This is a genomic window from Bisbaumannia salifodinae, from assembly GCF_055388505.1.
Genome location: NZ_AP043781.1, coordinates 356841 through 382991, shown reverse-complemented (window position 1 = coordinate 382991; position 26151 = coordinate 356841). Strand labels below are relative to the sequence as shown.

At 66.8% G+C, this 26151-nt stretch carries 23 protein-coding genes and 3 tRNA genes; 5 read left to right on the top strand and 21 right to left on the bottom strand.

Annotated features, from left to right (window positions below; genetic code table 11):
- Positions 1-3: 3 nt before the first annotated feature.
- The 5 genes from ccmE to ccmA are packed head-to-tail and all read right to left on the bottom strand — an operon-like array spanning position 4 to position 2788.
- A complete protein-coding gene (gene ccmE / locus ACZ5EF_RS01845; protein WP_346062754.1) occupies positions 4-462 on the bottom strand; it encodes a cytochrome c maturation protein CcmE in 459 nt (152 codons plus the stop codon).
- The gene (gene ccmD, locus ACZ5EF_RS01840; RefSeq protein WP_346062755.1) at positions 459-665 is read right to left on the bottom strand and encodes a heme exporter protein CcmD; all 207 of its coding nucleotides are present in this window, start codon (positions 663-665) and stop codon (positions 459-461) included. Before ccmD ends, ccmE begins: the two co-directional genes overlap by 4 nt.
- Positions 665-1405, bottom strand: a complete 741-nt coding sequence (locus ACZ5EF_RS01835) for a heme ABC transporter permease (RefSeq protein ID WP_346062756.1) — start codon at positions 1403-1405, stop codon at positions 665-667. Before ACZ5EF_RS01835 ends, ccmD begins: the two co-directional genes overlap by 1 nt.
- Positions 1406-1428: 23 nt before the next feature.
- Complete coding sequence (gene ccmB, locus ACZ5EF_RS01830; protein ID WP_346062757.1) at positions 1429-2157, bottom strand: heme exporter protein CcmB; 729 nt, start codon at positions 2155-2157, stop codon at positions 1429-1431.
- A complete protein-coding gene (ccmA, locus tag ACZ5EF_RS01825; protein WP_346062758.1) occupies positions 2144-2788 on the bottom strand; it encodes a cytochrome c biogenesis heme-transporting ATPase CcmA in 645 nt (214 codons plus the stop codon). Before ccmA ends, ccmB begins: the two co-directional genes overlap by 14 nt.
- A gap of 210 nt (positions 2789-2998) precedes the next feature.
- On the opposite strand from ccmA, the gene lexA reads away from it, so the two are divergent.
- Both lexA and ACZ5EF_RS01815 read left to right on the top strand, forming a co-directional pair.
- The gene (gene lexA / locus ACZ5EF_RS01820; RefSeq protein WP_346062759.1) at positions 2999-3466 is read left to right on the top strand and encodes a transcriptional repressor LexA; all 468 of its coding nucleotides are present in this window, start codon (positions 2999-3001) and stop codon (positions 3464-3466) included.
- Positions 3463-4083, top strand: a complete 621-nt coding sequence (locus ACZ5EF_RS01815) for an IMPACT family protein (protein ID WP_346062760.1) — start codon at positions 3463-3465, stop codon at positions 4081-4083. The genes lexA and ACZ5EF_RS01815 overlap by 4 nt, the downstream gene beginning before the upstream one ends.
- A gap of 538 nt (positions 4084-4621) precedes the next feature.
- On the opposite strand, the gene ACZ5EF_RS01810 is transcribed toward ACZ5EF_RS01815, so the two are convergent.
- From ACZ5EF_RS01810 to ACZ5EF_RS01800, 3 genes are all read right to left on the bottom strand, one after another.
- Positions 4622-5941: a sodium ion-translocating decarboxylase subunit beta gene (locus ACZ5EF_RS01810; protein ID WP_346062761.1), complete on the bottom strand. Its 1320-nt coding sequence runs from the start codon at positions 5939-5941 to the stop codon at positions 4622-4624.
- Between the two features lie 10 nt (positions 5942-5951).
- Positions 5952-7769, bottom strand: coding sequence for a sodium-extruding oxaloacetate decarboxylase subunit alpha (oadA, locus tag ACZ5EF_RS01805; RefSeq protein ID WP_346062762.1), 1818 nt, complete (start codon positions 7767-7769; stop codon positions 5952-5954).
- A 75-nt stretch (positions 7770-7844) separates the two neighbouring features.
- Positions 7845-8087, bottom strand: a complete 243-nt coding sequence (locus tag ACZ5EF_RS01800; RefSeq protein ID WP_346062763.1) for an OadG family protein — start codon at positions 8085-8087, stop codon at positions 7845-7847.
- A 162-nt stretch (positions 8088-8249) separates the two neighbouring features.
- On the opposite strand from ACZ5EF_RS01800, the gene ACZ5EF_RS01795 reads away from it, so the two are divergent.
- On the top strand, positions 8250-9203 hold the full coding sequence (locus tag ACZ5EF_RS01795; protein WP_346062764.1) for a tRNA dihydrouridine synthase: 954 nt from the start codon (positions 8250-8252) through the stop codon (positions 9201-9203).
- A 214-nt stretch (positions 9204-9417) separates the two neighbouring features.
- Here the strand turns inward: ACZ5EF_RS01795 and ACZ5EF_RS01790 are convergent.
- From ACZ5EF_RS01790 to ACZ5EF_RS01750, 9 genes are all read right to left on the bottom strand, one after another.
- Positions 9418-9494: transfer RNA gene (locus ACZ5EF_RS01790), tRNA-Arg, on the bottom strand.
- Between the two features lie 57 nt (positions 9495-9551).
- Positions 9552-9628: transfer RNA gene (locus ACZ5EF_RS01785), tRNA-Arg, on the bottom strand.
- A 33-nt stretch (positions 9629-9661) separates the two neighbouring features.
- A tRNA-Ser gene (locus ACZ5EF_RS01780) sits at positions 9662-9754 on the bottom strand.
- Positions 9755-9854: 100 nt separating this feature from the next.
- Positions 9855-10049: a carbon storage regulator CsrA gene (csrA, locus tag ACZ5EF_RS01775; protein WP_346062765.1), complete on the bottom strand. Its 195-nt coding sequence runs from the start codon at positions 10047-10049 to the stop codon at positions 9855-9857.
- A gap of 183 nt (positions 10050-10232) precedes the next feature.
- The gene (locus ACZ5EF_RS01770; protein WP_346062766.1) at positions 10233-11483 is read right to left on the bottom strand and encodes an aspartate kinase; all 1251 of its coding nucleotides are present in this window, start codon (positions 11481-11483) and stop codon (positions 10233-10235) included.
- 92 nt (positions 11484-11575) lie between these two features.
- On the bottom strand, positions 11576-14188 hold the full coding sequence (alaS, locus tag ACZ5EF_RS01765; RefSeq protein WP_346062767.1) for an alanine--tRNA ligase: 2613 nt from the start codon (positions 14186-14188) through the stop codon (positions 11576-11578).
- Positions 14189-14726: 538 nt separating this feature from the next.
- Entirely contained in the window at positions 14727-15203 is a 477-nt protein-coding gene (locus ACZ5EF_RS01760) for a regulatory protein RecX (protein WP_346062768.1), read from the bottom strand.
- Positions 15204-15206: 3 nt separating this feature from the next.
- Positions 15207-16271, bottom strand: a complete 1065-nt coding sequence (recA, locus tag ACZ5EF_RS01755) for a recombinase RecA (RefSeq protein WP_346062769.1) — start codon at positions 16269-16271, stop codon at positions 15207-15209.
- Between the two features lie 96 nt (positions 16272-16367).
- Positions 16368-16886, bottom strand: coding sequence for a CinA family protein (locus ACZ5EF_RS01750; protein WP_346062770.1), 519 nt, complete (start codon positions 16884-16886; stop codon positions 16368-16370).
- 103 nt (positions 16887-16989) lie between these two features.
- On the opposite strand from ACZ5EF_RS01750, the gene mutS reads away from it, so the two are divergent.
- Positions 16990-19554, top strand: coding sequence for a DNA mismatch repair protein MutS (gene mutS / locus ACZ5EF_RS01745; protein WP_346062771.1), 2565 nt, complete (start codon positions 16990-16992; stop codon positions 19552-19554).
- Between the two features lie 243 nt (positions 19555-19797).
- Complete coding sequence (gene fdxA, locus ACZ5EF_RS01740; protein ID WP_346062772.1) at positions 19798-20121, top strand: ferredoxin FdxA; 324 nt, start codon at positions 19798-19800, stop codon at positions 20119-20121.
- Between the two features lie 488 nt (positions 20122-20609).
- Here fdxA and eno read toward each other — a convergent pair whose 3' ends face one another.
- The 4 genes from eno to ACZ5EF_RS01720 form a co-directional block, all read right to left on the bottom strand.
- Entirely contained in the window at positions 20610-21902 is a 1293-nt protein-coding gene (gene eno / locus ACZ5EF_RS01735) for a phosphopyruvate hydratase (protein WP_346062773.1), read from the bottom strand.
- A 56-nt stretch (positions 21903-21958) separates the two neighbouring features.
- Entirely contained in the window at positions 21959-22810 is an 852-nt protein-coding gene (gene kdsA, locus ACZ5EF_RS01730) for a 3-deoxy-8-phosphooctulonate synthase (RefSeq protein WP_346062774.1), read from the bottom strand.
- Between the two features lie 15 nt (positions 22811-22825).
- A complete protein-coding gene (locus ACZ5EF_RS01725) occupies positions 22826-24487 on the bottom strand; it encodes a CTP synthase (RefSeq protein ID WP_346062775.1) in 1662 nt (553 codons plus the stop codon).
- 230 nt (positions 24488-24717) lie between these two features.
- A complete protein-coding gene (locus tag ACZ5EF_RS01720) occupies positions 24718-26136 on the bottom strand; it encodes an FAD-dependent oxidoreductase (protein ID WP_346062776.1) in 1419 nt (472 codons plus the stop codon).
- Between the last annotated feature and the right edge of the window lie 15 nt (positions 26137-26151).

Genomic DNA, 26151 nt, shown 5'->3' with positions numbered 1-26151 from the left:
GCCTCAATCGATCTTCACGCCGTAGTCGGCGGGCGAGTAGCCGGCGGCCTCCAGGGCCTCGGCCACTTCGGTGGGCATATAGTTCTCGTCGTGGCGGGCCAGGACATCGTCGGCGCGCAGCACCCCCTCGTCGGTGAGGCGCCCCACCACCACCACGCCCTGGCCTTCGCGGAACAGGTCGGGGAGGATGCCGCTGTAGTGCACTTCCAGGTCCTCGACGAAGTCGGTGACCACGAACTCCACGTCGAGGCTATCGCGGTTGCGCGCCACGCTGCCCTCCTTGACCATGCCGCCGGCGCGAATCTGGCGATCGATGGGGGCTTCGCCGGCGGCGATCTGGATGGGGCTGAAGAACAGGTTGATATTGGAGCGCAGGGCATAGAGGGTCAGGCCGATGGCGATGGCCGCCAGCGACACCAGGCCCAGGATGACGAACAGTTTCTGCTTACGCTTCGGGTTCATGCACCTTCCTCGACATCGGTTTCGCGGGCCGCCCGGCGCTCCCGCCGGGCACGCCGCTTGAGTTCTCGCAGCAGCTGGCGGCGCTCGGCACGGGCGTACAGCACGCTGCCCACCAGCAACACGGCGGTCAGGGCCCAGGCGGTCCAGACATAAGGGGCATGGCCGCCCATGGCCAGGAAGTCCTGAAAGCTATCGAAGGCCATTAGGGCGTCTCCTCGGCCAGCGCCCGCACCCAGCGCTTGTTGGATTCGCGACGCAGGATCTCGTTGCGGGTGCGCATCAGGGTCAGGGCGATGAAGAAGCAGTAGAAGCCCAGCACCATCAGCAGCAGCGGCGCCCACATCTCCAGCGGCATGGCGGGGCGCGAGGTGATGGTGAAGGAGGCGGGCTGGTGGAGGGTGTACCACCAGTCCACCGAGTACTTGATGATGGGGATATTGATCACCCCCACCATGGCCAGCACCGAGGCGGCCCGGGAGCCGCTGTCACGGCTGGCGAAGGCACCGCGCAGGGCGATGACGCCGATATAGAGGAACAGCAGGATCAGCATGGCGGTGAGGCGCGCATCCCACATCCACCAGGTGCCCCAGGTGGGGATGCCCCAGACGCCGCCGGAGAAGAGCGCGATAAAGGTCATGGCCGCCCCCAGCGGCGCCATCACCGCCGCCGCCATGTCCGCCACCTTGATCTTCCAGACCATGAACACCAGTCCCGCGATCGCCATGCTGACGAAGATCGACTGGGCCAGGAAGGCCGCCGGCACATGCACATAGATGATGCGGAAGCTGTTGCCCTGCTGGTAATCGGCGGGGGCGAAGGCCAGGCCCCAGACGCTGCCGACCAGGATCAGGGCCGCGGCGGCGATCCAGAACCAGGGCATCAGGCGCGCACTGATACCGTAGAACCATTTGGGCGAACCGAGCTTATGAATAAAGGCCCACATGTGCGTCGAAACCCTCGAAAAAATTATCCGTTGACGCTGATGCGCAGCGCCGCGGCGATGGCCCAGGGCGCCAGCATCACCGCCAGGGCCAGCAGGGCCCCGAGAATCGCCAGATGGGCGGCGACCCCATCCCCCAGCAGGGCGGCCTGAACGGCGCCGGCGCCGAAGATCAGCACCGGGATATAGAGCGGCAAGACCAGCAGCGACAACAAGACCCCGCCCCGCGCCAGGCCTACCGTCAGGGCGGCGCCGATGGCGCCCACCAGGCTGAGGCTGGCGCTGCCCAGGGCCAGGGCCAGCATCAGGATCAGATGACTGCCCGCGGGCAGCCCCAGCATCAGGCCCAGCACCGGCGCCATCAGCGCCAGGGGCAGGCCGGTCAGCAGCCAGTGTACCATCACCTTGGCCAGCACCATGGCGGCCAGGGGCTGGGGGGCCAGCAGCAGTTGCTCGAGGCTGCCATCCTCGAAGTCGGCACGGAACAGCGAATCCAGCGACAGCAGGGTCGCGAGCAGGGCCGCCACCCACAGCAGCCCCGGCGCCACCGTGGCCAGCAACTCGGGATCCGGGGAGAGCCCCAGGGGAAACAGGGTGATCACCAGGGCGAAGAACGCCAGGGGGTTCATCACCTCGCTGCGCCGACGCAGCATCAGGGTCAGGTCGCGCCTGAGGGTCGCGATAAGTGCGACCCCGAGGCCGCCGTGGGGTTCCATGATCGCCAGGGGCCGATCGAGGGTATTACTGGATGACATGGCGCCCTCCCTCGCCCAGGCGAATCCGCCGCAGCTCGCCCAGGGGCGTCAGGTCATGGTGGGTGGTGAGGATCACGCTGCCGCCGCGGCGGGCATGGGCCAGCAGCCGCTGCTCCAGGGCCTCGACGCCCTGCTTGTCGATGGCGGTGAAGGGCTCGTCCAGCACCCACAGGGGGCGCGGGGTCAGCTCCAGGCGGGCCAGGGCCACCCGGCGCTGCTGCCCCGCCGACAGCTGGGCCGCCGGCACATCCTCGAAGCCCAGCAGGCCGACCCGCTCCAGGGCCGTCAGGCGCGCCGCCTCGCTGCCGGCGTCGCCGGCCAGGGCCTGGTACCAGGCGAGGTTTTCCAGGGGCGTCAGGGCCGCCTTGACCCCCGGCGCATGGCCGAGGTAGAGCAGGTTGGTCAGGTAATGGTCACGCACCCGGGCCAGCGGCTGATCGCACCAGCGCAGCTCGCCGTCGAAGTCGTGCAACTGGCCGGAGAGAATCTTCAGCAGGCTGGTCTTGCCACTGCCATTGGGTCCTTCGATACGCAGGATCTGGCCGCCTTCGACGTCGAAATCCAGGTCGCGAAACAGCTCGCGCCCGTCGCGTTCACAGCTCAACTGGCAGCCTTGCAGGCGGAAGCTCACCACACTCTCCCGGCGTCGATGGTCAGCCGCGCACTTTACATGGAAAGCCTTTCCCAGACCAGCATGGGCCGTGCGTCAGCCGGTCGCATCGCGACTCGGTCGAAGGTGGCGCTTGCCAGTTGGCCAGGCCTTGCTATGATTCAGACTACTGTAAATAGTTACAGTGAACCGGCCTTCCGGCTTCGCGCCGCCTCGCAAGGGAGATGGAGCATGCAGTCTGTCGCCACCCACTACCTCTACCGCCGCCCCAACCTGCCCCTGGCCGACGCCTGGGAAGCCCTCGATGACAGCGACCTGGTGGAGATCCCGCTGCTCGGCCAGGTCGCCGCCGGGATGCCCATGGAGGCCTGCCATCAGGCCGGCGCCATCCATGTGCCCAGTCGCATGGTACGCCGCAATACCTATGCCCTCCGGGTGCGCGGCGATTCGATGATCGACTGCAATATCCATGATGGCGACGTTATCATCATCGAGCGCCAGGAGAGCGCCGAGAATGGCGAAACCGCCGTGGTGATGATCAACGACCAGGAGGTCACCTTGAAGAAGCTCTATATCGAGAAGCGCGGCGTGCGCCTGCAGCCCGCCAACGAGAGCATGGCCCCCATCTTCCTCAAGAACGACGACGTCCAGGTGCTGGGCCTGGTGATGGGCGTGGTGCGCCAGGGCCTGGATGGATGAGCTACCCGGTTCCCGACCTGCCCGCGGATGAGTGGCTGGCCCATGAGCTGGAGGTGGAGAAGAGCCGCTTCCTCGCCTGGGTCTGCCATGCGCCCAGCCCGGCCGACTTCGAGGCCCTGCTCGCCGAGGCGCGGCGCCAGCACCCCAATGCCAGCCATCACTGCAGCGCCTTTATCGCCGGCCCACCCGGCGAACAGCAGGCCATCGGCTTTTCCGATGACGGCGAACCCGGCGGCACCGCCGGCCGCCCCATGTACCAGGTACTGGAGGGCAGCGGCCTGGGCCAGGTGGGCTGCGTGGTAACCCGCTACTTCGGCGGCACCAAGCTGGGCACCGGCGGCCTGGCCCGGGCCTATGCCCAGGCGGTGGCCCAGGCCCTGGAGGCCCTGCCCACCCGCACTTTCACCCCCCGGGAGTCGCGGCGCCTGGCGGTGGCCTTCGCCGGCGAGGCGGAGGCCCGGCACTGGCTGGAGGGCCGAGACGTGCCCATCGAGGCCGTCGACTATGGTGCCGACGGGGTCATCCTTACCGTGGGCTGGCCCCAGGGCGAGGCCGTCGATATCACCCCGCTCAGCGCCCGCCTCAAGGGCGATGTGCGCCTGCTCGACCATCCCTAAGGCCTCGCGCCGCAGCGGGTAACGGGGTTGGCTGACTCGCTCCTCACCGGGACGAAACCCTGACGATACGCTCGCGACTGACGCGCCGGGCCGGACCGAGGTCCCTCTCGCCGCCCCTGGGCTCGACATCCCTGTCGATCCCGCGCTAGTCGCTCGCTTCTCGTCAGCGTCCCGGTGACGTCGCTTCGCTAGCCAGCCCCGCACTTACCGGAGCAACGCCACAGCCACCAACCCGAGACAAGGATGACCAGAGAGATGAGCGGCGCTGGGGGCAGGTCGAGGCGGGGGTCCTATGCCAGGGGTGAGGAGCACGGCTCCGAACGGGCTGGCCATGGAGGGTTAGCCCCGGTCCTGCGAGCGGAGCAGGATGCGAGAGCGAAGCAGGGCATCGGTAGCGCCCAGGGAGGGGTTTACAGCGCCCCGCCGAGACCTGCCCCCAGGAAAGCCGCGGGAGAGGTCTCCAGTCAGCCAGCTCTCCCCCTAACGACGATGGCGCCCCTTGGGGCGCCATCGAAGAGCATGCGAGCCGGCCGAAGCCTTAGCCCAGGTACTTGATCATCACGCCGGCGGCCACCGCCGAGCCGATCACCCCGGCCACGTTGGGCCCCATGGCATGCATCAGCAGGAAGTTGTGCGGGTTGGCCTCCAGGCCCACCTTGTTGGAGACCCGCGCCGCCATGGGCACCGCCGAGACCCCCGCCGAACCGATCAGCGGATTGATCGGTATCTTGCTGACCGCATTCAGCAGCTTGGCCATCAGGATGCCCGCCGCGGTACCGATGCCGAAGGCCACGATCCCCAACCCCATGATGCCCAGGGTCTCCAGCGCCAGGAACTGGCTGGCCACCAGCTTGGAGCCCACCGAGAGTCCCAGGAAGATGGTGACGATATTGATCAGGGCATTCTGGGCGGTATCGGAGAGCCGCTCCACCACGCCACACTCGCGCATCAGGTTGCCGAAGCAGAACATCCCCAGCAGCGGCGCCGCATCCGGCAGGAAAAGCGCCACCAGCACCAGCAGCACCATCGGGAAGACGATCTTCTCCAGCTTGGAGACCGGACGCAGCTGGCTCATGGCGATGGCCCGCTCCTTCTCGCTGGTCAGGGCACGCATGATCGGCGGCTGGATCAGCGGCACCAGCGCCATATAGGCGTAGGCCGCCACGGCGATGGCCCCCAGCAACTCCGGCGCCAGGATGCTCGCCACATAGATCGAGGTGGGCCCGTCGGCGCCACCGATGATACCGATGGCGGCGGCCTGGTTGAGGGAGAAATCCATCACCCCCAGGGCGGTCAGCCCCACGGCGCCCATCAGGGTCGCGAAAATCCCGAACTGGGCCGCGGCCCCCAGGAAGAGGGTGCGCGGATTGGCCAGCAGGGGGCCGAAGTCGGTCATGGCCCCCACCCCCATGAAGATCACCAGGGGCGCCACGCCGGAGGCGATGGCCACGCTGTAGAACTGATACAGCATGCCATTGCTGTAGCCGGCGCCCTTGGCGATATCGGTGGCGGCCCGCACCAGCTCCGGCGGCAGGCCATCATGGGCAACGCCATAGAGGGTGGTGCGCCACGCCTCCACGTCGCTGCCGGTCAGGCCCACCTGCATGACCGCGGCCAGCTCCTGGAGCACCGCCGGCCGCGCCACCTCGATAGCCTGATCCAGCGCCGAAAGCGCCAGGCCCGCCTCGGGGATATTGGCCAGGATGCCGCCGAAACCGATGGGCACCAACAGCAGCGGTTCGAACTTCTTGTAGATCGCCAGGTAGAGCAGCAGCAGTCCGATGGCGATCATCACGACTTGGCCCAGGCCCAGGTTGTAGAGCCCCGAGCCGTACCAGAGAGTCAGTAGCTTATCCATGATGATGCCCTTAGAGAACGATCAGCGTATCGCCGACCGATACGCTGTCGCCTTCCTTGACCTTGACCTCGGCGACGGTGCCGCTGCTGGCGGCGCGCACCTCGGTCTCCATCTTCATCGCCTCGAGGATGATTACCACGTCCCCCTCGGCGACACTATCCCCCGGCTTGACGTTGACCTTGAAGATATTGCCGGCCAGGGGCGCGGCGATGGCCACGCCGCTGCCGGCGGCGGGTGCCGCCGGGGCGGACGGAGCGACCACCTGAGGCGCACCGCCCTGGGCCTGCACCTGCTGAATCTGCCCCCCCTCGGCCACCTCGACGACATACTGCTTGCCGTTGACGGTGAGGGTATAGGTCTCGGGGCCGCTGGCCGGCGCCTTGGCCTCGGTCTTGGCCGGCACTTGGGAAGCGCCGTTGTCCGCGGCCTGGGGCGCCGGCTCGAAGGCGTCCGGGTTGTCGCGGTTCTTGAGGAACTTCAGGCCGATCTGCGGGAAGAGCGCATAGGTCAGGACATCGTCGATCTCGCGCTCGCCCTCGGCCAGGCGGATACCCTCGGCCTTGGCCTTGTCCCTGAGCTCGGCGGCCAGGCGCTCCATCTCCGGCGCCAACTGATCCGCCGGACGGCAGGTGATCGGCTCCTTGCCCTCCAGCACCCGCGCCTGCAGCTCCTTGTTGAACGCGGCGGGGGCGGCACCGTACTCGCCCTTGAGCAGCGCCTGGACCTCCTTGGAGATCGACTTGTAGCGCTCACCCATCATCACGTTCATCACCGCCTGGGTGCCGACGATCTGGGAGGTGGGGGTGACCAGGGGAATAAAGCCCAGGTCCTCGCGCACCTTGGGAATCTCGGCCAGGACGTCGTCGAGCTTGTCGCCGGCGCCCTGCTCCTTGAGCTGGCTCTCCATGTTGGTGAGCATGCCGCCGGGCACCTGGGCGACCAGGATGCGCGAGTCGATGCCCTTCAACGAGCCCTCGAAGGCGGCGTACTTCTTGCGCACCTCGCGGAAGTAGCCGGCGATCTCCTCGAGCAGCTCCAGGTCGAGGCCGGTGTCGCGCTCGGTACCCTGGAGGATAGCCACCACCGACTCGGTGGGGCTGTGGCCATAGGTCATGGACAGGGAGGAGATGGCGGTGTCGACGTTGTCGATGCCCGCCTCGGCGGCCTTGAGGGCGGTGGCGGTGGACATGCCGGTGGTGGCATGGCACTGCATATGAATGGGGATGTCCACCGCGGCCTTGAGCTTGGTGACCAGCTCATAGGCGTCGTAGGGCTTGAGCAGGCCGGCCATGTCCTTGATGGCCAGGGAGTCGGCGCCCATGGCGGCGATGGTCTTGCCGAGCTCGACCCAGCCATCCAGGGTATGTACCGGGCTGACGGTGTAGGAGAGGGTGCCCTGGGCATGACCTTCCACCTTGCGCACCGCGGCGATGGCCCGTTCCAGGTTGCGCGGATCGTTCATGGCATCGAAGACCCGGAAGACATCCACGCCATTGGTGCGCGCCCGCTCGACGAACTTGTCCACCACGTCGTCGGCGTAGTGGCGATAGCCCAGCAGGTTCTGGCCGCGCAGCAGCATCTGCTGGCGAGTATTGGGCATCGCCTCCTTGAGGGCGCGGATGCGCTCCCAGGGATCCTCGCCCAGGTAGCGAATACAGGCGTCATAGGTGGCGCCCCCCCAGGACTCCACCGACCAGAAGCCGACCCGGTCGAGCTTCTCGGCGATGGGCAGCATGTCATCCAGGCGCATGCGGGTGGCAAGCAGTGACTGATGAGCGTCTCGTAGCACCACATCGGTGATGCCCAGCGGGCGTTGGGTCTGACTCATGACCTTGTCGTCCTTATGATTGGAAGTCGAAGCGTGACAGTCGGGAGGGCGAATCCCGGTGCGAAGCGTTTCGCCTTAGCGACGATGACGCCGGCGATAGCGGTGCACGGCGGCACTCATCACCGCCAGCAGTTCCTCGTCATCCTGCCGGGCCGGCGCCGCGGCCGCCGCCTTCGGCTCGGGAACCGGCACCAGTCGATTGACCACCCGGCTCATCAGGGTGGTGGCGATGACCAGCAACGTCAGGAAGACGAAGACGAAGCCCATGCCGAAGCCCATCAGGGCCAGGCCTTCTTGTAAGAGTTCCGTGTCCAGCATCTCAATGTTCCCCCTTGCTTCGCTCGCTGCCGGTGAACTTGCCGGGCGGCGAGCGCTATTCGGCTGATACAATACGCTGCCTGAATCTACAAAGTTTGCAATGGCACCATGGTTGACCAGCTTGTTAATTTACTACATCAGGGACGGATCGGCCTAGCGCCCATGGAGGGCGTGATCGACGCCCATGCCCGCACCCTGCTCACCGAGCGTCCCGGCTTCGACTGGACGGTCACCGAGTTCGTGCGCGTCGTCGATGCCCGACTGCCGCCCCGGGTCTTCCATAAGCACTGCCCGGAACTGAGGGTCGCGCCCCCCGCCACCCCCAGCGGCATCCCGGTGCAATTGCAGCTACTGGGCTCCGACCCAGAGGCCCTGGCCGCCAATGCCCACCAGGCCCTGCGCCTGGGCGCCAGCGGCATCGACCTCAACTTCGGCTGCCCGGCCAAGACCGTCAATCGTCACGATGGCGGCGCCGCCCTGCTGCGCGACCCGCGGCGGGTCGAGCGCGCCGTGGCCGCCGTGGCGGAAGCCGTGGGCACCAGGGTTCCGGTGACCGCCAAGATCCGCCTCGGCTTCTCCGATCGTCGCCTGGCCCTGGCCTGCGCCCTGGCGGCCCAACGCGGCGGCGCCCGCCACCTGGTGGTGCATGCCCGCACCCGGGACGAGGGGTACCGCCCGCCGGCCCACTGGGAGTGGATCGGCCGCATCCGTCGCGCCCTGAGCATCCCGGTGATCGCCAATGGCGATATCTGGACCCTGGAGGACTACTGGAAGGCGCGCACCCTCTCCGGCTGCCGGGACGTGATGCTGGGCCGTGGCGCCCTGGCGGACCCCTGGCTGGCACCGCGCATCCGCCACTGGCAGACCACGAGCGAGCGCCTGCCGGCCACGCCCTGGGCGGCCCGGGCCGAGATCCTCCGCGCCTATGCGGCATTGCAGCATAGCATACTTCCCGAGCGCGTCGTGGTGTCGCTACTCAAGCAATGGCTCAACCAGATGCGCGGCCGCGACCCGGAGGCGGCACGCCGCTTCGCCACGCTGCGCCGCATCACAAGGCTGGACGATTTTCTCGAGGGTCTCGTCGCGACACAAGACGAGTTGGCGCGGGCAAGCTAGAAACGCCGCCCTCGGATACAGAAGGGACGCGAATACCGTCGGCGCCCCGGGCGAACCCGAAACGCACGGCCATAAAGTTATTGACAGAGTACGGACAAAAAGAAGGCGCCTGCGGCTAGGCCGGGCGCCGAACGATCGTCGAGCCCCGCCCTCGCTGGCAGGACTCGCTAGTGAAAAGCAGAAAACCCGCTCCGATTGGAGCGGGTTAGGTATCTGGCGCGCCCGGGAGGATTCGAACCTCCGACCACCTGATTCGTAGTCAGGTACTCTATCCAGCTGAGCTACGGGCGCTTATCAGAAAACTCAGGCAACTCTTATCGATATGAGCCATCAATACGATATCGATAATGGCGCGCCCGGGAGGATTCGAACCTCCGACCACCTGATTCGTAGTCAGGTACTCTATCCAGCTGAGCTACGGGCGCTTGCCTGTGTGTCGATGCCGGCCTAAGCCATTATGGCGGAGAGGGAGGGATTCGAACCCTCGATGAGGCTATAAACCCCATACTCCCTTAGCAGGGGAGCGCCTTCAGCCACTCGGCCACCTCTCCCTCATCAACACGGCGCGTATGTTACCGTTTCCGATGGGGTTTGTCCAACACTCGAAGGAACTTTTTTATTCGAGGTGCGGGAGCGGGCGAATTTCCTGCCTTAGACGGGGTTGCCCTCGTCTTCATCGGCCCGTTCTCGCTGGATGCGTTGATAGATCTCTTCGCGATGTACCGCGACATCCTTGGGGGCATTGACGCCGATGCGTACCTGGTTGCCCTTGACGCCCAGGACGGTGACGGTGATGTCGTCGCCGATCATTAACGTCTCACCGACACGGCGGGTCAAGATGAGCATGGCTGATCTCCTTCTCAGACTTATGGTTGCACGGGATGCGCATTATTTTATGTAACCAAACCGAATTATGCGTCATGGGAGGCCTCCAGGCCAAATGACCCGCTTAACGAAAATGCCGAGACCCCTGGGGGCCTCGGCATTCGGGCCTTCCCTTCAGCGTAGAAGGGATGGCGGCCGGCGGCGTCACTCGCTCTCGATATCGTCCTTGTCGAGGCCGAAGGCGCTGTGCAGGGCACGCACGGCGAGCTCCATCTGCTTCTCGTCGATCACCACCGAGATCTTGATCTCGGAGGTGGAGACCATGCGGATATTGATGTTCTCCTCGGAGAGCACGCGGAACATCTTGGAGGCCACGCCGGCGTGGGAGCGCATGCCCACGCCCACCAGGGAGACCTTGGCGATATTGTCATCGCCCTTGACCTCGCCCTCACCCAGGTCCGGCAGCACCTGCTCGTTGAGGATCCTCAGGGTCTGCTTGTAGTCGCCCTTGGCCACGGTGAAGGTGAAGTCGGTGTAGTCGCCGGCCGGCGCCACGTTCTGCACGATCATGTCGACTTCGATATTGGCGTCGGCGATGGGCCCCAGGATCCGCGAGGCCACGCCGGGCACGTCCGGGGTATTGAGCAGGGTCAGCTTGGCCTCGTTGGCGGTGAAGGCGATACCGGAGATCAGCGGTTCTTCCATGGAATCCTCTTCTTCATCTGTGTCAGCGACGATCAGGGTGCCGGGGCCGTCCTGGAAACTGGACAGCACGCGCAGCGGCACATTGTATTTGCCGGCGAATTCGACGGCGCGGATCTGCAGCACCTTGGAGCCCAGGCTGGCCAGCTCGAGCATCTCCTCCACGGTGATGGTGTCCAGGCGACGCGCCTTGGAGCAGACCCGCGGATCGGTGGTGTAGACGCCGTCCACGTCGGTATAGATCTGGCACTCGTCGGCGCCCAGGGCCGCGGCCAGGGCGACACCGGTGGTGTCGGAGCCACCGCGGCCGAGGGTGGTGATATTGCCCTCCTCGTCTACTCCCTGGAAGCCGGCGACCACCAGCACCTTGCCCTCGTCCAGGTCCTCGCGCATCTCGTCGGTCTCGATGCGCTGGATGCGCGCCTTGGTATGGGCGCTGTCGGTGAGAATGCCCACCTGGGAACCGGTGTAGGAGGTGGCCGGCACGCCCAGCTTGTGCAGGGCCATGGCCAGCAGGGAGATGGTCACCTGCTCGCCGGTGGAGACCAGCATGTCCATCTCGCGGGGCGTGGGCTCGTCATTGATCTCGTTGGCCATGCCGATCAGGCGATTGGTCTCGCCGCTCATGGCGGAGACCACCACCACCACCTGGTGGCCGTCGTCGCGGAACCCCTTGACCTTCTCGGCCACGGCCTTGATGCGCTCCACGGAGCCCACCGAGGTGCCGCCAAATTTCTGTACGTATAACGCCATATGCAAGTGTCCTGATTGGTCAGTGAATCGATGAATGATCGGGAACCGGCAAAGAAAAGGGCCGGGGCATCGCTGCCACTCGGCCCTTCGTATCAAGAGGCGAGCTTGGCCTCGAGCCAGCTCGGCACACTATCCAGGGCCCCCGGCAGGGCGGATGCATCGCTGCCCCCGGCCTGGGCCATGTCGGGGCGGCCGCCGCCCTTGCCACCCACCTGGGCGGCCACGTGATTGACCAGCTCGCCGGCCTTGACGCGACCGGTGAGGTCGTCGGTGACCCCGGCGATCAGGCTGACCTTGCCGCCTTCCGGGTCGGCCACGCCGAGCACGATGATGCCGGATCCCAGCTTGTTCTTGAGCTGATCGAGGACACCGCGCAGCTCCTTGCCGGAGACGCCCTCGAGCTGCTTGGCCAGCAGCTTGACGCCGCCCACCTCCTGGGCCTCGGCGAGCATGTCGCTGCCGGCGGCGCTGGCAAGCCGGGCCTTGAGGCGCTCGAGCTCCTTCTCCAGGCCGCGGTTGCGCTCGGTCAGGGCGGCGACCCGCTCCTCGACCTGCTCCGGCTTGGCCTTGAGGCGCTCGCCGATGCGCGCCACCCGGGCCTCCTGCTCGCGGAAGTAGGCCAGGGCCGCCTCGCCGGTGAGCGCCTCGACCCGGCGCACCCCGGCGGCGATGCCCGCCTCGCCGACGATATGGAAGCAGCCGATGTCGCCGCTGCGCGCCACATGGGTGCCGCCGCACAGCTCCACGGAGTAGCCGTCGGCGCCGAGGGTCAGCACCCGCACGCTGTCGGCGTACTTGGCCTCGAAGAGCGCCGCCGCACCGCGGGCCTTGGCCTCGTCGAGGCTCATATGCTCGACGCGGGTCTCGGCATTGGCGAGGATCTGGGCGTTGACCCGGGCCTCCACCTCGGCCAGTTGCTCGGGCGTCATCGCCTCGAAGTGGCTGAAGTCAAAGCGCAGCCGCTCGGCGCTGACCAGGGAGCCCTTCTGCTGCACATGCTCGCCCAGGACCTCGCGCAGCGCCTGGTGCAGCAAATGGGTGGCGGAGTGGTTACGCACCGTGGCGGCGCGCAGGGAGGCGTCCACCCGGGGCTTCACATGGGCGCCCACGGCGAGTTCGCCCGCCACCATCAGCCCCTGATGGAGGTGATGACCGCCCTGCTTCTGGGTATCGGTGACCTGGAAGCGACCGCCGTCGAGCTCCAGGTAGCCGGTGTCGCCCACCTGGCCGCCGGACTCGCCGTAGAAGGGGGTGCGATCCAGCACCACCACGCCCTTCTGGCCCTCGGTCAGGCCCGCCAGCTCGTTGCCGGCGGTATCGACGATGGCGGTGACGGTGGCCTCGTCCTCCAGGCGGTCGTAGCCGGTGAAGTCGGTCTCGCCGTCGAGCTCGAGCGCCGCGCCATAGTCGGCACCGAACTGGCTGGCGGCCCGGGCCCGCTCGCGCTGGGCCTCCAGTTCGCGCTGGAAGCCGGCCTCGTCGAGGCTCACGCCGCGCTCGCGGCAGACATCGGCGGTCAGGTCATAGGGGAAACCGTAGGTGTCGTAGAGCTTGAAGACCGTCGCCCCGGGCAGCACCTCGCCGTCGAGCTCGCTCAGCGCCGCTTCCAGCAGGCCCATGCCATGATCCAGGGTGCGCGCGAACTGCGCCTCTTCCTTGGCCAGCACCCGCTCGATCTGCTCGCGGCCCTGGCGCAGTTCCGGATAGGCGTCGCCCATCTCGGCATCCAGCGCCGCCACCAGCTTGTGGAAGAAGGCGTCCTGGGCGCCCAGCTTGTGGCCGTGGCGAATGGCGCGGCGGATGATCCGGCGCAGCACATAGCCGCGCCCCTCGTTGGAGGGCAGCACGCCATCGGCGATCAGGAAGGCGCAGGAGCGGATATGGTCGGCGATCACCCGCAGCGAGGGGGTGCTGGTGTCATCATGACCGGTGGCCTCGGCCGCCGCCTTCAGCAGGTTCTGGAAGAGGTCGATCTCGTAGTTGGAGTGCACCCCCTGCATCACCGCGGCGATGCGCTCCAGGCCCATGCCGGTGTCGATGGAGGGCTTGGGCAGCGGATTGAGGGTGCCCTGGGCGTCCCGGTCATACTGCATAAAGACCAGGTTCCAGATCTCGATATAGCGATCGCCGTCCTCTTCCGGGCTGCCGGGAGGGCCGCCCCAGACCTCGGGGCCGTGATCGAAGAAGATCTCGGAGCTGGGACCGCAGGGGCCGGTATCGCCCATCTGCCAGAAGTTGTCCTCGTCCAGCTTGGAGAAGCGCGCCGGGTCGATGCCCATCTCCTCCTTCCAGATCTTCTCCGCCTCGTCGTCGCTGATATGCACCGTGACCCAGAGCTTCTCCTTGGGCAGGCCCAGGGTCTCGGTGAGGAAGGTCCAGGCGAAGCGAATGGCGTCGCGCTTGAAGTAGTCGCCGAAGCTGAAGTTGCCCAGCATCTCGAAGAAGGTGTGATGGCGGGCGGTGTAACCGACGTTGTCCAGGTCGTTGTGCTTGCCGCCGGCGCGCACGCAGCGCTGGGACGAGGTGGCCCGCACATAGGGGCGCGGGTCGCGGCCCAGGAAGACGTCCTTGAACGGCACCATGCCGGCGTTGGTGAACAGCAGGGTCGGGTCGTTGCCCGGCACCAGGGAGCTGGACGGCACGATGGTATGGCCCTGCGCCTCGAAGTAGCTCAGAAAGGCCTGTCTGATATCTGCACTCTTCATAATAAGTCCGTGTGGATAAGCCTGAAGACGCCTGGGCGCCCGGCGCCGGGGCACCGTCGCAAAGAAGACCATTATAACGCAGTCGTCAAGGAACTTTCAGCGGGGCATCGGCGACCGCCGCTGTCGCGGGGAGATAAGCGGCCAACAGAAGCGAGCATGGTCGCTGGAGCAACCACCCTAGACGCTGGGACGAGGCCACAGCGGGGCTAACTAGCGAAGCGACGTCGCCAGGACGCTGACGAGTAGCGAGCGACTAGCGGAGATCGACAGGGATGTCGTATCCAGGGCCGGCGAGAGAGACCTCGGTCCGGCCCGACGCGTCAGTCGCGAGCGCAGCATCAGGGTTTCGTCCTGGAGAGGAGCGAGTCGGTTAGCCCCGCGACTGACGGGAGGCATCTATCGCAACAGGGCCTCTCTTCAGACGCTGAGGCTCGGAGCTACGACTCCTCCTCATCACTCCAGGCCGTTTCAAGGGCATAACGCACCTGGTCGAAGCTGAAACCACGGGGCGGATAGAGAGCAGGAAACGCCTGAGCGTTTACTCTTCATCACTCCAGGCCGTCTCGAGAGCATGACGCACCTGGTCGAAGCTGAAACCACGCCCGGCCAGGAAACGCTCCTGGCGGGCCCGTTCCTTGGGAGTCGCGGCGGGGGCCGCGAAGCGTCGGGCCAGGGTCTCGGCGGCCAGGGTGAACCAGTCGAGCTCGCCGGCGGCCTCGGCCTCCCTGAGGAGCGTATCGATGGCCTCCCGGGAGAGGCCCCGCTGGCCCAGATCGGCGCGCACCTTCAGCGGCCCCTGTCCGCGAGCCAGCCGCGAGCGCAGGAAGGCCTCGGCGAAGCGGGCATCGCTCTGCAGGCCCTGCTCGGCCAGGGCAGCCAGGCACTCGGTGATGGCCTCGGCGGCATGCCCTTTATTAGCCAGGCGGCCCTCCAGCTCGCTACGCGAATAGTCGCGCCGGGCCAGTAGGCGGATGGCGTCCTCCCGGGGGGAGGCACGATCGGCATCGCGACTCATCGTTTAGAGCAGGTCGCCCTCGCCGTCGGCCTGCGGGGCCTCGGCGGGTTCGGCCGGCTCCTCCGCCGGAGACGCATTGGCCAGCAGCTGGGCGCGAATCTGGCTTTCGATCTCCTCCATGATGGCCGGATTCTCCTCCAGGTACTGGGCGGCATTGGCCTTGCCCTGACCGATCTTGCTGCCCTGGTAGCTGTACCAGGCGCCGGCCTTGCTCACCAGGCCACACTGCACGCCCAGGTCGATCACCTCGCCGGCATGGTAGATGCCCTTGCCGTAGAGGATCTGGAACTCCGCCTGACGGAAGGGCGGCGCCACCTTGTTCTTGACCACCTTGACCCGGGTCTCGTTGCCGGTCACCTCGTCGCCCTGCTTCACCGAGCCGGTGCGGCGGATATCCAGGCGCACGCTGGCGTAGAACTTCAGGGCGTTACCGCCGGTGGTGGTCTCGGGGCTGCCGAACATCACGCCGATCTTCATGCGGATCTGGTTGATGAAGACCACCATGCAGTTGGCGTTCTTGATATGCCCGGTGACCTTGCGCAGGGCCTGGGACATCAGCCGTGCCTGCAGGCCAACGTGGGAGTCGCCCATCTCGCCTTCGATCTCGGCCCGCGGGGTCAGCGCCGCCACCGAGTCGATGATGATGACGTCGACGCCACCGGAGCGCACCAGCATGTCGCAGATCTCCAGCGCCTGCTCGCCGGTGTCCGGCTGGGAGACCAGCAGATCATCCAGGTTGACGCCGAGTTTCTCGGCATAGCTGGGATCGAGGGCGTGCTCGGCGTCGATAAAGGCGCAGGTCTTGCCCTGCTTCTGAGCCTGGGCGATCACCGACAGGGTCAGGGTGGTCTTGCCCGAGGACTCGGGGCCGAAGATCTCCACCACCCGGCCATAGGGCAGGCCGCCGATGCCGAGGGCGATATCCAGGCCCAGGGAGCCGGTGGAGACCGAGGGCATCGTCACCCGCGGGGTGTCCCCCAGGCGCATCACGGTGCCCTTGCCGAACTGGCGCTCGATCTGACTGAGGGCGGCATTCAATGCCTTGGAACGGTTGTCATCCTGAGCCATGGAGGTCTCCTTGGGATCGGTTGGGGCGACGCCCGGGGCGCCGCCGTCAATTACTGTATGGTTGGCCAGTAGTATGGCGAAAAAATCGGCCCGCGCCTACTCTTCGGATGATTCAAGCCGTTGAATCAAACCGATCAGGGCGATACGCACCGCCTGCTCGCGCACCGCCCGGCGGTCGCCGGGAAGGTGATGGCGCTCGGCCTGCTGGGCCTGGGCATCCCCCCAGGCGAACCAGACGGTGCCCACCGGCTTGTCGGCGCTGCCGCCGCCGGGGCCGGCCACGCCGCTGATGGCGACACCCAGGGCGGCGCCGCTATCGCGACAGGCGCCGGCCACCATGGCCTCTACCACCGGGCGGCTCACGGCGCCCTGGGCCGCCAGCAGCGCCTCGGGCACCCCGAGCAGCCGCGTCTTGGCGCCGTTGGAGTAGGTCACATAGCCGGTCTCGAAGTAGTCGGAGCTGCCGGCCACCGCGGTGATGGCGCTGGCCACGCCGCCGCCGGTGCAGGATTCGGCGCAGCTGACGGCGATGCCCCGGTCGCGGCACAGCCGCCCCAGGCGCTCGCTCAGGGTGAGCAGGTCGAGATTGGCGAGGTAGCGTCCGCGCTCGGACATGGGAGCCTCCTGAATAACGCACTTTCGCTCCTGACGGAGCCACTGCCTGGGCGTTAGAATACTGCCTTTTGCCAGCGAGTGCAGAGCCTCAACAGGATCCCCGATGTCACAGGCCAGTCCCACCCATACGCCGATGATGCAGCAGTTCCTGAAGATCAAGCGCGATCATCCCGACGCGTTGCTCTTCTACCGCATGGGCGATTTCTACGAGCTCTTCTATGAGGACGCCAAGCGCGCCGCGGCGCTGCTCGATATCACCCTGACCCAGCGCGGCCAGTCCGCCGGGGCGCCGATCCCCATGGCCGGGGTGCCCTACCATAGCGCCGAGGGCTACCTGGCGCGTCTGGTGAGCGCCGGCGAGTCGGTGGCGATCTGCGAGCAGATCGGCGACCCGGCTACCAGCAAGGGACCGGTGGAGCGCAAGGTGGTGCGCATCGTCACTCCGGGCACCCTCTACGACGAGGCCCTGCTGGACGCCCGCCGCGACAACCTGCTGCTGGCCCTGCACCCGCACCAGGGCACCTGGGGCCTGGCCTGGCTGGAGCTCTCCAGCGGCCGCTTCGGGGTGCTGGAGGTCGAGGGCGAGGGCGAGATGCTCGCCGAGCTCCAGCGCCTCGACCCGGCAGAAGTGCTGGCGGGCGAGGACCTGGAACTGCCGCCCCAGCTGGCCGAGCGCCGTGGCCTGCGCCGCCAGAGCGCCTGGCTCTTCGACGCCGAGAGCGCCCGGCGTATCCTCTGCGATCAGTTCGGCGTCCAGGACCTGCGTGGCTTCGGCTGCGCCCACCTGGAGACCGCCCTCACCGCCGCCGGGGTGCTGATCGACTATGCCCGGGACACCCAGCGCTCGCGGCTGCCCCATGTCACCGCCATCGGCGTGGAGAGCCGCGACGACGCCGTGGTGATCGACGCCGCCAGCCGCCGCAACCTGGAGATCGATATCAACCTGGGCGGCAACGGTGACAACACCCTGGCCAGCGTGCTCGACACCACCACCACCGCCATGGGCTCACGGCTGCTCAAGCGCTGGCTCAACCGCCCGCTGCGCGACGCTACCCTGGTCACCCGGCGCCAGGCGGCGGTGACCCTGCTGCTGGAGGCGGAGGGCTATGGTGAGTTGCGCGAGCGGCTCAAGCCGATCGGCGACTGCGAGCGCATCCTCGCCCGGGTGGCCCTCTACAGCGCCCGCCCCCGGGACCTGGCACGGCTGCGCGACGCCCTGATCGCCCTGCCGGAACTGGCCGAGGCCCTGGCCGGCTACCCGGAGGGCTCCAGCCTGGACGAACTGAAGCGCCAGATCCGCCCCTACCCGGAGCTCGCCGACACCCTCTCCCGGGCCCTGGTGGAGAACCCGCCGGTGGTGATCCGCGACGGCGGGGTGATCGCCGAGGGCTTCGACGCCGAGCTCGACGAGCACCGCGGCCTGGCCGAGCACGCCGGCGACTACCTGGTGCGGCTGGAGACCCGGGAGCGGGAGCGCACCGGCCTGCCCGGCCTCAAGGTCGGCTACAACCGGGTCCACGGCTACTACATCGAGATTCCCCGCGCCCAGGCCAAGGAGGCCCCGGCGGACTATATTCGCCGCCAGACCCTGAAGAACGCCGAGCGCTTTATCATCCCCGAGCTCAAGGAGTTCGAGGACAAGGCGCTCTCCGCCAAGTCCCGGGCCCTGGCCCGGGAGAAGCTGCTCTATGACGGCCTGCTCGACACCCTCAATGCCGAGCTGGAGGCCCTCCAGAGCACCAGCCGCGCCCTGGCCGGCCTGGACGTGCTGAGCACCTTCGCCGAGCGGGCCGAGGCCCTGGACTTCACCCGCCCGACCCTGGAGGCCACCCCGGGCCTGGAGATCCGCGGCGGCCGTCACCCGGTGGTGGAGCAGGTCTCCGATGGCCCCTTCGTGCCCAATGACCTGATCATGGACGACGAGCGCCGCATGCTGGTGATCACCGGCCCCAACATGGGCGGCAAATCCACCTATATGCGCCAGGCGGCGCTGATCGCCCTGCTCGCCTACACCGGCAGCTTCGTGCCGGCGGCCGCGGCGCGGCTCGGCCCGGTGGATCGCATCTTCACCCGCATCGGCTCCTCCGACGACCTGGCCGGCGGGCGCTCCACCTTTATGGTGGAGATGACCGAGACCGCCAATATCCTCCACAACGCCAGCGACCAGAGCCTGGTGCTGATGGACGAGATCGGCCGCGGCACCAGCACCTTCGACGGCCTGTCGCTGGCCTGGGCCAGCGCCGAGCATCTGACCCGCACCCGCGCCTTTACCCTCTTCGCCACCCACTACTTCGAGATGACCGCCCTGGCGGAACAGGCCGAGGGGGTCGCCAACGTGCACCTGACCGCGGCGGAGCATAAAGACGGTATCGTCTTTATGCACCGGGTGGAGGAAGGGCCGGCCAGCCAGAGCTATGGCCTGCAGGTGGCGCAACTGGCCGGGGTGCCCCAGGGGGTGATCCGGCGGGCCCGGGAGAAGCTGGCCCAGTTGGAACAGCAGGAGGTGGATCAGCCCCGCCCCGCCGCCGACGGCGCCGCACCGCTGCAGAACGACCTCTTCGCCAGCGCCCCCCACCCCCTGGTGGAGGCCCTGGAAGGGCTGGATGTGGACGACCTCAGTCCCCGCCAGGCCCTGGAGCTGCTATATCAGTGGAAGAAGCGCCTCTAGAATCAGGCACTCGCCGGTGGAGTGGCCGAGAGGCGCCGGGGCAAGCCGAAGCGCCTTCAGGCCCGAGAGCAGAAGCGATCGTCCAGTCAGCCGCTTGACGCGGCTTGCTGGCCCGGAAAGACGCCTCTAGAATAGGGCGCCATTAGAATGGCGGCTTATAATAGGGACGTCGCTTATAACCTTATTCATTACTGCCTCGGTGGCCATGCGACCGCCGAGCCCCAACCGACCGAGGGGAAACCCATGACATTCGTCGTCACCGAAAACTGCATCAAGTGCAAGTACACCGACTGCGTCGAAGTCTGCCCGGTGGACTGCTTCTATGAGGGTCCCAACTTCCTGGTGATTCACCCCGACGAGTGCATCGACTGCGCCCTGTGCGAGCCGGAGTGCCCCGCCGAGGCGATCTTCTCCGAGGACGAGCTACCGGACGGCCAGCAGGCCTTTATCGAGCTCAACGCCGAACTGGCGGACGTCTGGCCGAATATTTCCGAGAGGAAGGATCCGCTGCCCGACGCCGAGGCGTGGGATGGCAAGGAAGGCAAGCTGGAGCTGCTGGAGCGCTAGGCACAACCTAAGCCGACGCCCCCGGCACCGCGCACACGCAAGACGCCGACCCTAGGGTCGGCGTCTTGCGTGTGCGCCTCAGGCAGGACACAGGCATAAAAAAAGGCGGCCCGAAGGCCGCCCGCTCCTAGCAATTCCTTGAACCGTTCCGTCGGTTCGACTCCCTGGGTGACTTCCTTGCCGAGAAACTTCTTCCCTTACGTACCCGGCGCACCTGACTAGCATCCCGTGGCATCCTGCCGGAAAAGCACTCCCCGCTTTTCCTAATCCCGCGTTCATTGTGGCAGCTCCGGCGCACATCTCAAGGTGCCCAGACGACCGCGGCCGCCCCCTGGGGCGGCCGCGACATCGCGAAAAAATCACCAAAAATCATGCATTTGGCTTTTATTTCACGACACTGCATTGATCACAACTTGATCAACCAGGGCGACTTCCTCGCCTCCGTGTAAGCGATCTCCTACACGAAATGTCGCCCTGGATGACACGCCTTACTGCCCCTTGATGGCGGAACGGCCCGGGTAGGCGGCCTGGTCGCCCAGCTGCTGCTCGATCACCAGCAGGCGGTTGTACTTGGCGACCCGGTCGCTGCGGCACAGGGAGCCGGTCTTGATCTGGCCCGCGGAGGTGGCCACCGCCAGGTCGGCGATGGTGGTGTCCTCGGTCTCGCCGCTGCGGTGGGAGATCACCGCGGTGAAGCCGGCGTCCTGGGCCATCTTGATGGCATCCAGGGTCTCGGAGAGGGAGCCGATCTGGTTGAACTTGATCAGGATGGAGTTGCCGATCCGCTCGTCGATGCCGCGCTTGAGGATCTTGGTGTTGGTGACGAAGAGGTCGTCGCCCACCAGTTGCACCTTGTCGCCCAGCTTGTCGGTCAGTGCCTTCCAGCCGTCCCAGTCGGACTCGTCCATGCCGTCCTCGATGGAGACGATGGGGTACGCCTCGCACAGCTCGGCCAGGTAGTCGACGAAGCCCGCGGCATCATAGGACTTGCCCTCGCCGGCGAGGTTGTACTGGCCGTCCTGGTAGAACTCGGAGGAGGCGCAATCGAGTGCCAGGGTGACGTCCTGGCCCAGGGCGTAGCCGGCGTCTTCCACGGCCTGCTGGATCACCGCGAGGGCCTCGGCGTTGGACGCCAGGTTGGGCGCGAAGCCGCCCTCGTCACCCACGGAGGTGGCGAGGCCACGGGCGCTCAACACCTTCTTCAGGGCGTGGAAGATCTCGGCGCCCATGCGCAGCGCCTCGCGGAAGTTCGCGGCACCCACCGGCTGCACCATGAACTCCTGGATATCGACGTTATTGTCGGCATGCTCGCCGCCGTTGAGGATGTTCATCATCGGCACCGGCATATTGAACTGCCCCGGCCGACCGTAGAGCTCGGCGATATGCGCGTAGAGCTCCACGCCCTTGGCGGCGGCGGCGGCCTTGGCGGCGGCCAGCGACACCGCCAGGATGGCGTTGGCCCCCAGGGTCGCCTTGTTGTCGGTGCCGTCCAGCTCGAGCATGGCGTTATCCAGGGCGCGCTGATCCTCGGCATCCAGGCCCACCAGGCGCTCGCGGATGGCGCCATTCACGGCGTCCACGGCCTTGAGCACGCCCTTGCCCAGGTAGCGGGCCTTGTCACCGTCGCGCAGCTCCAGGGCCTCGCGGGAACCGGTGGAGGCACCGCTGGGGGCACAAGCCACGCCCTTGGCGCCGCCGTCGAGCACAACCTCGGCCTGCACGGTGGGGTTGCCGCGGGAGTCGAGTACCTCGAGGGCGCGAATGTCGACGATCTTGGTCATAGGTTTTTCGTCCTTAGTGAGTCAGCGTTGATTGAGTCGGTAGGTCACGGCTCCGCTCAGGATATCTCCAGGGCCGGGAAGCCCTTGACCAGCTCATCGAGGGCCTTGAGCTGGGTCAGGAAGGGGGCGAGGCGATCCAGCGGCAGGGCGCAGGGGCCATCGCACTTGGCGTTGTCCGGATCGGGATGGGCCTCGAGGAAGATCCCCGCCAGGCCCACGGCGACCCCGGCCCGGGCCAGCTCGGCCACCTGCTGGCGGCGACCATCGGCGCTGTCGGAACGCCCGCCGGGGCGCTGCAGGGCGTGGGTCACGTCGAAGAAGAGCGGGTAGCCGGTCTGCTTCATCTCGCCGAAGCCGAGCATATCCACCACCAGGTTGTTGTAACCGAAGCTGGAGCCCCGCTCGCAGAGGATCAGCCGATCGTTGCCGGCCTCCTCGCACTTGCGAATGATATGGCGCATCTCATGGGGCGCCAGGAACTGCGGCTTCTTGATATTGATCACCGCGCCGGTCTCGGCCATGGCCACCACCAGGTCGGTCTGGCGGGCCAGGAAGGCGGGCAGCTGGATGATATCGGCCACCTCGGCGGCGGGGGCCGCCTGCCAGGGCTCGTGGACATCGGTGAGGATCGGCACGCCGAAGCGCGCCTTCACCTCGGCGAGGATCTCCAGCCCCTGCTCCAGGCCGGGGCCGCGGAAGGAGTGGATGGAGCTGCGGTTGGCCTTGTCGAAGCTGGCCTTGAAGACATAGGGGATGCCGAGGCGGGAGGTGACCTCCACATAGGCCTCGGCGACCTCCAGGGCCAGCTCGCGGGATTCCAGGACATTCATGCCGCCGAACAGCGTCAGCGGCAGGTCGTTGCCGGTCCGCAGACCGGCAAACTCGAGGGTTTTCTGCGTTACGGCCATGGGGGCTCCTCGGCCTTAGCCTTGCGGTTGGGCCTGGGCCTGCTGGCGGGCCCGCACGTTCTTGTGCTCCAGGGCCGCGTTGACGAAGCCACTGAACAGCGGATGGCCATCGCGCGGCGTGGAGGTGAATTCCGGGTGGAACTGGCAGGCCACGTACCAGGGGTGATCCGGCAGCTCGACCATCTCCACCAGGGAGTTGTCGACGCTCTTGCCGGAGACCACCAGGCCGGCCTTCTCCAGGTCGGCCACGAACTGGTCGTTGACCTCGTAGCGATGGCGATGGCGCTCGACGATCTCGTCGTTGCCGTAGGCCTCGCGGGCCTTGGTGCCGGCCTCGAGGCGACACACCTGACCACCCAGGCGCATGGTGCCGCCCAGGTCGGAAGCGGCGTCGCGCAGCTCTATCTTGCCCTCCGGGGAGAGCCATTCGGTGATCAGGCCCACCACCGGGTGCTGGGTGTCGTGGGTGAACTCGGTGGAGTTGGCGTCGTCCCAGCCCACCACATGGCGGGCGAACTCGATCACCGCCACCTGCATGCCCAGACAGATGCCCAGGTAGGGGATCTTGTTCTCGCGGGCGAAGCGGGCGGTGGCGATCTTGCCCTCCACGCCGCGCTCGCCGAAGCCGCCGGGGACCAGGATGGCGTCCTTGTCGGCCAGGCGGTCGGTGCCGTTGCGCTCGATCTCCTCGGAGTCGATATAGTCGACGTTGACCTTGACCCGCCCCTGGATGCCGGCGTGAATCAGCGCCTCGTTCAGCGACTTGTAGGCGTCGAGCAGCTCCATGTACTTGCCGACCATGGCGATATTGACCGACTTCAAGGGGTTGAGCTTGGCGTCGAGCACCCGTACCCACTCGCCCAGGTCGGCCTCACCGGCTTCCAGGCGCAGCTTGTCGCAGACGATCTCGTCGAGGCCGTGCTCGTGGAGCATCAGCGGGATGCGGTAGATGGTGTCGGCGTCCTGCAGCGGCACCACGGCGCGCTCTTCCACGTTGGTGAAGAGGGCGATCTTGCGGCGCTCGCCGGCCTCCAGCTCCACCTCGCTGCGGCAGATCAGGATATCCGGCTGGATACCGATGGAGCGCAGCTCCTTGACGCTGTGCTGGGTCGGCTTGGTCTTGGTCTCGCCGGCGGTCTTGATATAGGGCACCAGGGTCAGGTGCATAAAGATCGCCCGGTTGGCGCCCAGCTCGCTGCGAATCTGGCGGATCGACTCCAGGAAGGGCAGCGACTCGATATCGCCCACGGTGCCGCCGATCTCGACCAGGGCCACGTCGTAGCCCTCGCTGCCGGCATAGACCCGGCGCTTGATCTCGTCGGTGATATGCGGAATCACCTGCACGGTACCGCCCAGGTAGTCGCCGCGGCGCTCCTTGCGCAGCACGTGCTCGTAGACGCGACCCGTGGTGAAGTTGTTGCCCTGGGTCATCTTGCTACGAATAAAGCGCTCGTAGTGGCCCAGGTCGAGGTCGGTTTCGGCGCCATCTTCGGTGACGAACACCTCGCCGTGCTGGAAGGGGCTCATGGTGCCCGGGTCCACATTGATATAGGGATCCAGCTTGAGAATGGTGACCTTGAGGCCACGGGCCTCGAGAATCGCCGCCAGCGAAGCCGACGCAATGCCCTTGCCGAGTGAGGACACAACGCCGCCGGTCACGAAGATATATCGTGTCATGGAGAACCTGTCGAAACGTGATCGGAAGGCTCGGCAGGAAGCCGCGCCAGGATGGGACGACAGAATAGCAGAGTGCGACCAATGGCTCAATTTTGGCCGCCAAGCGGCAAGCGGCAAGCGGCAAGCGGCAAGCGGCAAGCCAGCAGCCTGCCCCCCGGGCCAAAGCAAACCCCGAAGATCGCAGCCTTCAGGGTTTGCTTGTAGCTCGGCGCTTGTAGCTCGCTGGCGGCTTACACCTCCAGGTAGTCGAGGATGCCCTCGGCGGCCTGGCGCCCTTCGTAGATGGCGGTGACCACCAGATCGGAGCCGCGCACCATATCGCCACCGGCGAAGATCTTCTCGTTGGTGGTCTGGAAGGGGTAGGCGCCCTGCTCGGGGGCCTTGACCCGGCCGCGCTCGTCCACCTCGATGCCGAAGTCGGCGAACCAGGGCGCCGGGCTCGGCTGGAAGCCGAAGGCGATCACCACCGCATCGGCGGGCAGCACCTCCTCGGAGCCCGGCACCACCTCGGGACGCTGGCGGCCGTTCTCGTCGGGCTCGCCCAGGCGGGTGCGCACCACCTTGACGCCCTCGACCTTCTCCTCGCCCACCACGGCCACCGGCTGGCGATTGAAGAGGAAGTCCACCCCCTCCTCCCGGGCATTGGTCACCTCGCGCTTGGAGCCCGGCATGTTCTCCTCGTCGCGGCGATAGGCGCAGGACACGCTGGCCGCGCCCTGGCGGATGGCGGTGCGGTTGCAGTCCATGGCGGTATCGCCGCCACCCAGCACCACCACCCGCTGCCCCTCCAGGGAGACGAAGTCGGCGGGATCCTTCTCGAAGCCCAGGCAGTGGTTGACGTTGGCGATCAGGTAATCGAGGGCCTTGTGGACCCCGGGCAGGTTCTCGCCGGGGAAGCCCCCTTCCATGTACTTGTAGGTGCCCATGCCCAGGAAGACGGCGTCGTACTCCTCGAGCAGGGTGTCGAAGGCCACGTCCTTGCCGACCTCGACGCCGAGGCGGAACTCCATGCCCATCTCCTCGAACACCGCCCGGCGCCGCTCCATGACGTGCTTCTCGAGCTTGAACTCGGGAATGCCGAAGGTCAGCAGGCCGCCGATCTCCGGGTACTTGTCGAAGAGCACCGGAGTGACGCCATTGCGCACCAGGATATCAGCGCAGCCGAGCCCCGCCGGGCCGGCGCCGATGATGGCCACCTTCTTGTCGGTGCGGGTCACCCGGGACATGTCCGGGCGCCAGCCCATGGCGAAGGCGGTGTCGGTGATGTACTTCTCCACCGAGCCGATGGTCACCGCGCCGAAGCCGTCATTGAGGGTGCAGTCGCCCTCGCAGAGGCGATCCTGGGGACACACCCGGCCACACACCTCGGGCAGGGAGTTGGTCTGGTGGGAGAGCTCGGCGGCCTCGAGGATATTGCCCTCGGCCACCAGCTTCAGCCAGTTGGGAATGTAATTGTGGACCGGGCACTTCCACTCGCAGTAGGGGTTGCCGCAGGCCAGGCAGCGGTGCGCCTGACCCGCCGCCTCCTGGGGCTTGAAGGGCTCGTAGATCTCGGCGAACTCCTTGGCCCGGGTCCGCGCCTCCTTCTTCTGCGGGTCCTGACGACCCACATCGATAAACTGAAAATCGTTGCTCAAACGGTTAGCCATGGTCTCTGCTCCTAG

Bases quoted from the DNA above. Each gene is read 5' to 3' on its own strand.
- ccmE (WP_346062754.1), bottom strand. From the start codon at position 462: ATGAACCCGAAGCGTAAGCAGAAACTGTTCGTCATCCTGGGCCTGGTG.
- ccmD (WP_346062755.1), bottom strand. From the start codon at position 665: ATGGCCTTCGATAGCTTTCAGGACTTCCTGGCCATGGGCGGCCATGCC.
- ACZ5EF_RS01835 (WP_346062756.1), bottom strand. From the start codon at position 1,405: ATGTGGGCCTTTATTCATAAGCTCGGTTCGCCCAAATGGTTCTACGGT.
- ccmB (WP_346062757.1), bottom strand. From the start codon at position 2,157: ATGTCATCCAGTAATACCCTCGATCGGCCCCTGGCGATCATGGAACCC.
- lexA (WP_346062759.1), top strand. From the start codon at position 2,999: ATGCAGTCTGTCGCCACCCACTACCTCTACCGCCGCCCCAACCTGCCC.
- ACZ5EF_RS01815 (WP_346062760.1), top strand. From the start codon at position 3,463: ATGAGCTACCCGGTTCCCGACCTGCCCGCGGATGAGTGGCTGGCCCAT.
- ACZ5EF_RS01810 (WP_346062761.1), bottom strand. From the start codon at position 5,941: ATGGATAAGCTACTGACTCTCTGGTACGGCTCGGGGCTCTACAACCTG.
- oadA (WP_346062762.1), bottom strand. From the start codon at position 7,769: ATGAGTCAGACCCAACGCCCGCTGGGCATCACCGATGTGGTGCTACGA.
- ACZ5EF_RS01800 (WP_346062763.1), bottom strand. From the start codon at position 8,087: ATGCTGGACACGGAACTCTTACAAGAAGGCCTGGCCCTGATGGGCTTC.
- ACZ5EF_RS01795 (WP_346062764.1), top strand. From the start codon at position 8,250: ATGGAGGGCGTGATCGACGCCCATGCCCGCACCCTGCTCACCGAGCGT.
- csrA (WP_346062765.1), bottom strand. From the start codon at position 10,049: ATGCTCATCTTGACCCGCCGTGTCGGTGAGACGTTAATGATCGGCGAC.
- ACZ5EF_RS01770 (WP_346062766.1), bottom strand. From the start codon at position 11,483: ATGGCGTTATACGTACAGAAATTTGGCGGCACCTCGGTGGGCTCCGTG.
- alaS (WP_346062767.1), bottom strand. From the start codon at position 14,188: ATGAAGAGTGCAGATATCAGACAGGCCTTTCTGAGCTACTTCGAGGCG.
- ACZ5EF_RS01760 (WP_346062768.1), bottom strand. From the start codon at position 15,203: ATGAGTCGCGATGCCGATCGTGCCTCCCCCCGGGAGGACGCCATCCGC.
- recA (WP_346062769.1), bottom strand. From the start codon at position 16,271: ATGGCTCAGGATGACAACCGTTCCAAGGCATTGAATGCCGCCCTCAGT.
- ACZ5EF_RS01750 (WP_346062770.1), bottom strand. From the start codon at position 16,886: ATGTCCGAGCGCGGACGCTACCTCGCCAATCTCGACCTGCTCACCCTG.
- mutS (WP_346062771.1), top strand. From the start codon at position 16,990: ATGTCACAGGCCAGTCCCACCCATACGCCGATGATGCAGCAGTTCCTG.
- fdxA (WP_346062772.1), top strand. From the start codon at position 19,798: ATGACATTCGTCGTCACCGAAAACTGCATCAAGTGCAAGTACACCGAC.
- eno (WP_346062773.1), bottom strand. From the start codon at position 21,902: ATGACCAAGATCGTCGACATTCGCGCCCTCGAGGTACTCGACTCCCGC.
- kdsA (WP_346062774.1), bottom strand. From the start codon at position 22,810: ATGGCCGTAACGCAGAAAACCCTCGAGTTTGCCGGTCTGCGGACCGGC.
- ACZ5EF_RS01725 (WP_346062775.1), bottom strand. From the start codon at position 24,487: ATGACACGATATATCTTCGTGACCGGCGGCGTTGTGTCCTCACTCGGC.
- ACZ5EF_RS01720 (WP_346062776.1), bottom strand. From the start codon at position 26,136: ATGGCTAACCGTTTGAGCAACGATTTTCAGTTTATCGATGTGGGTCGT.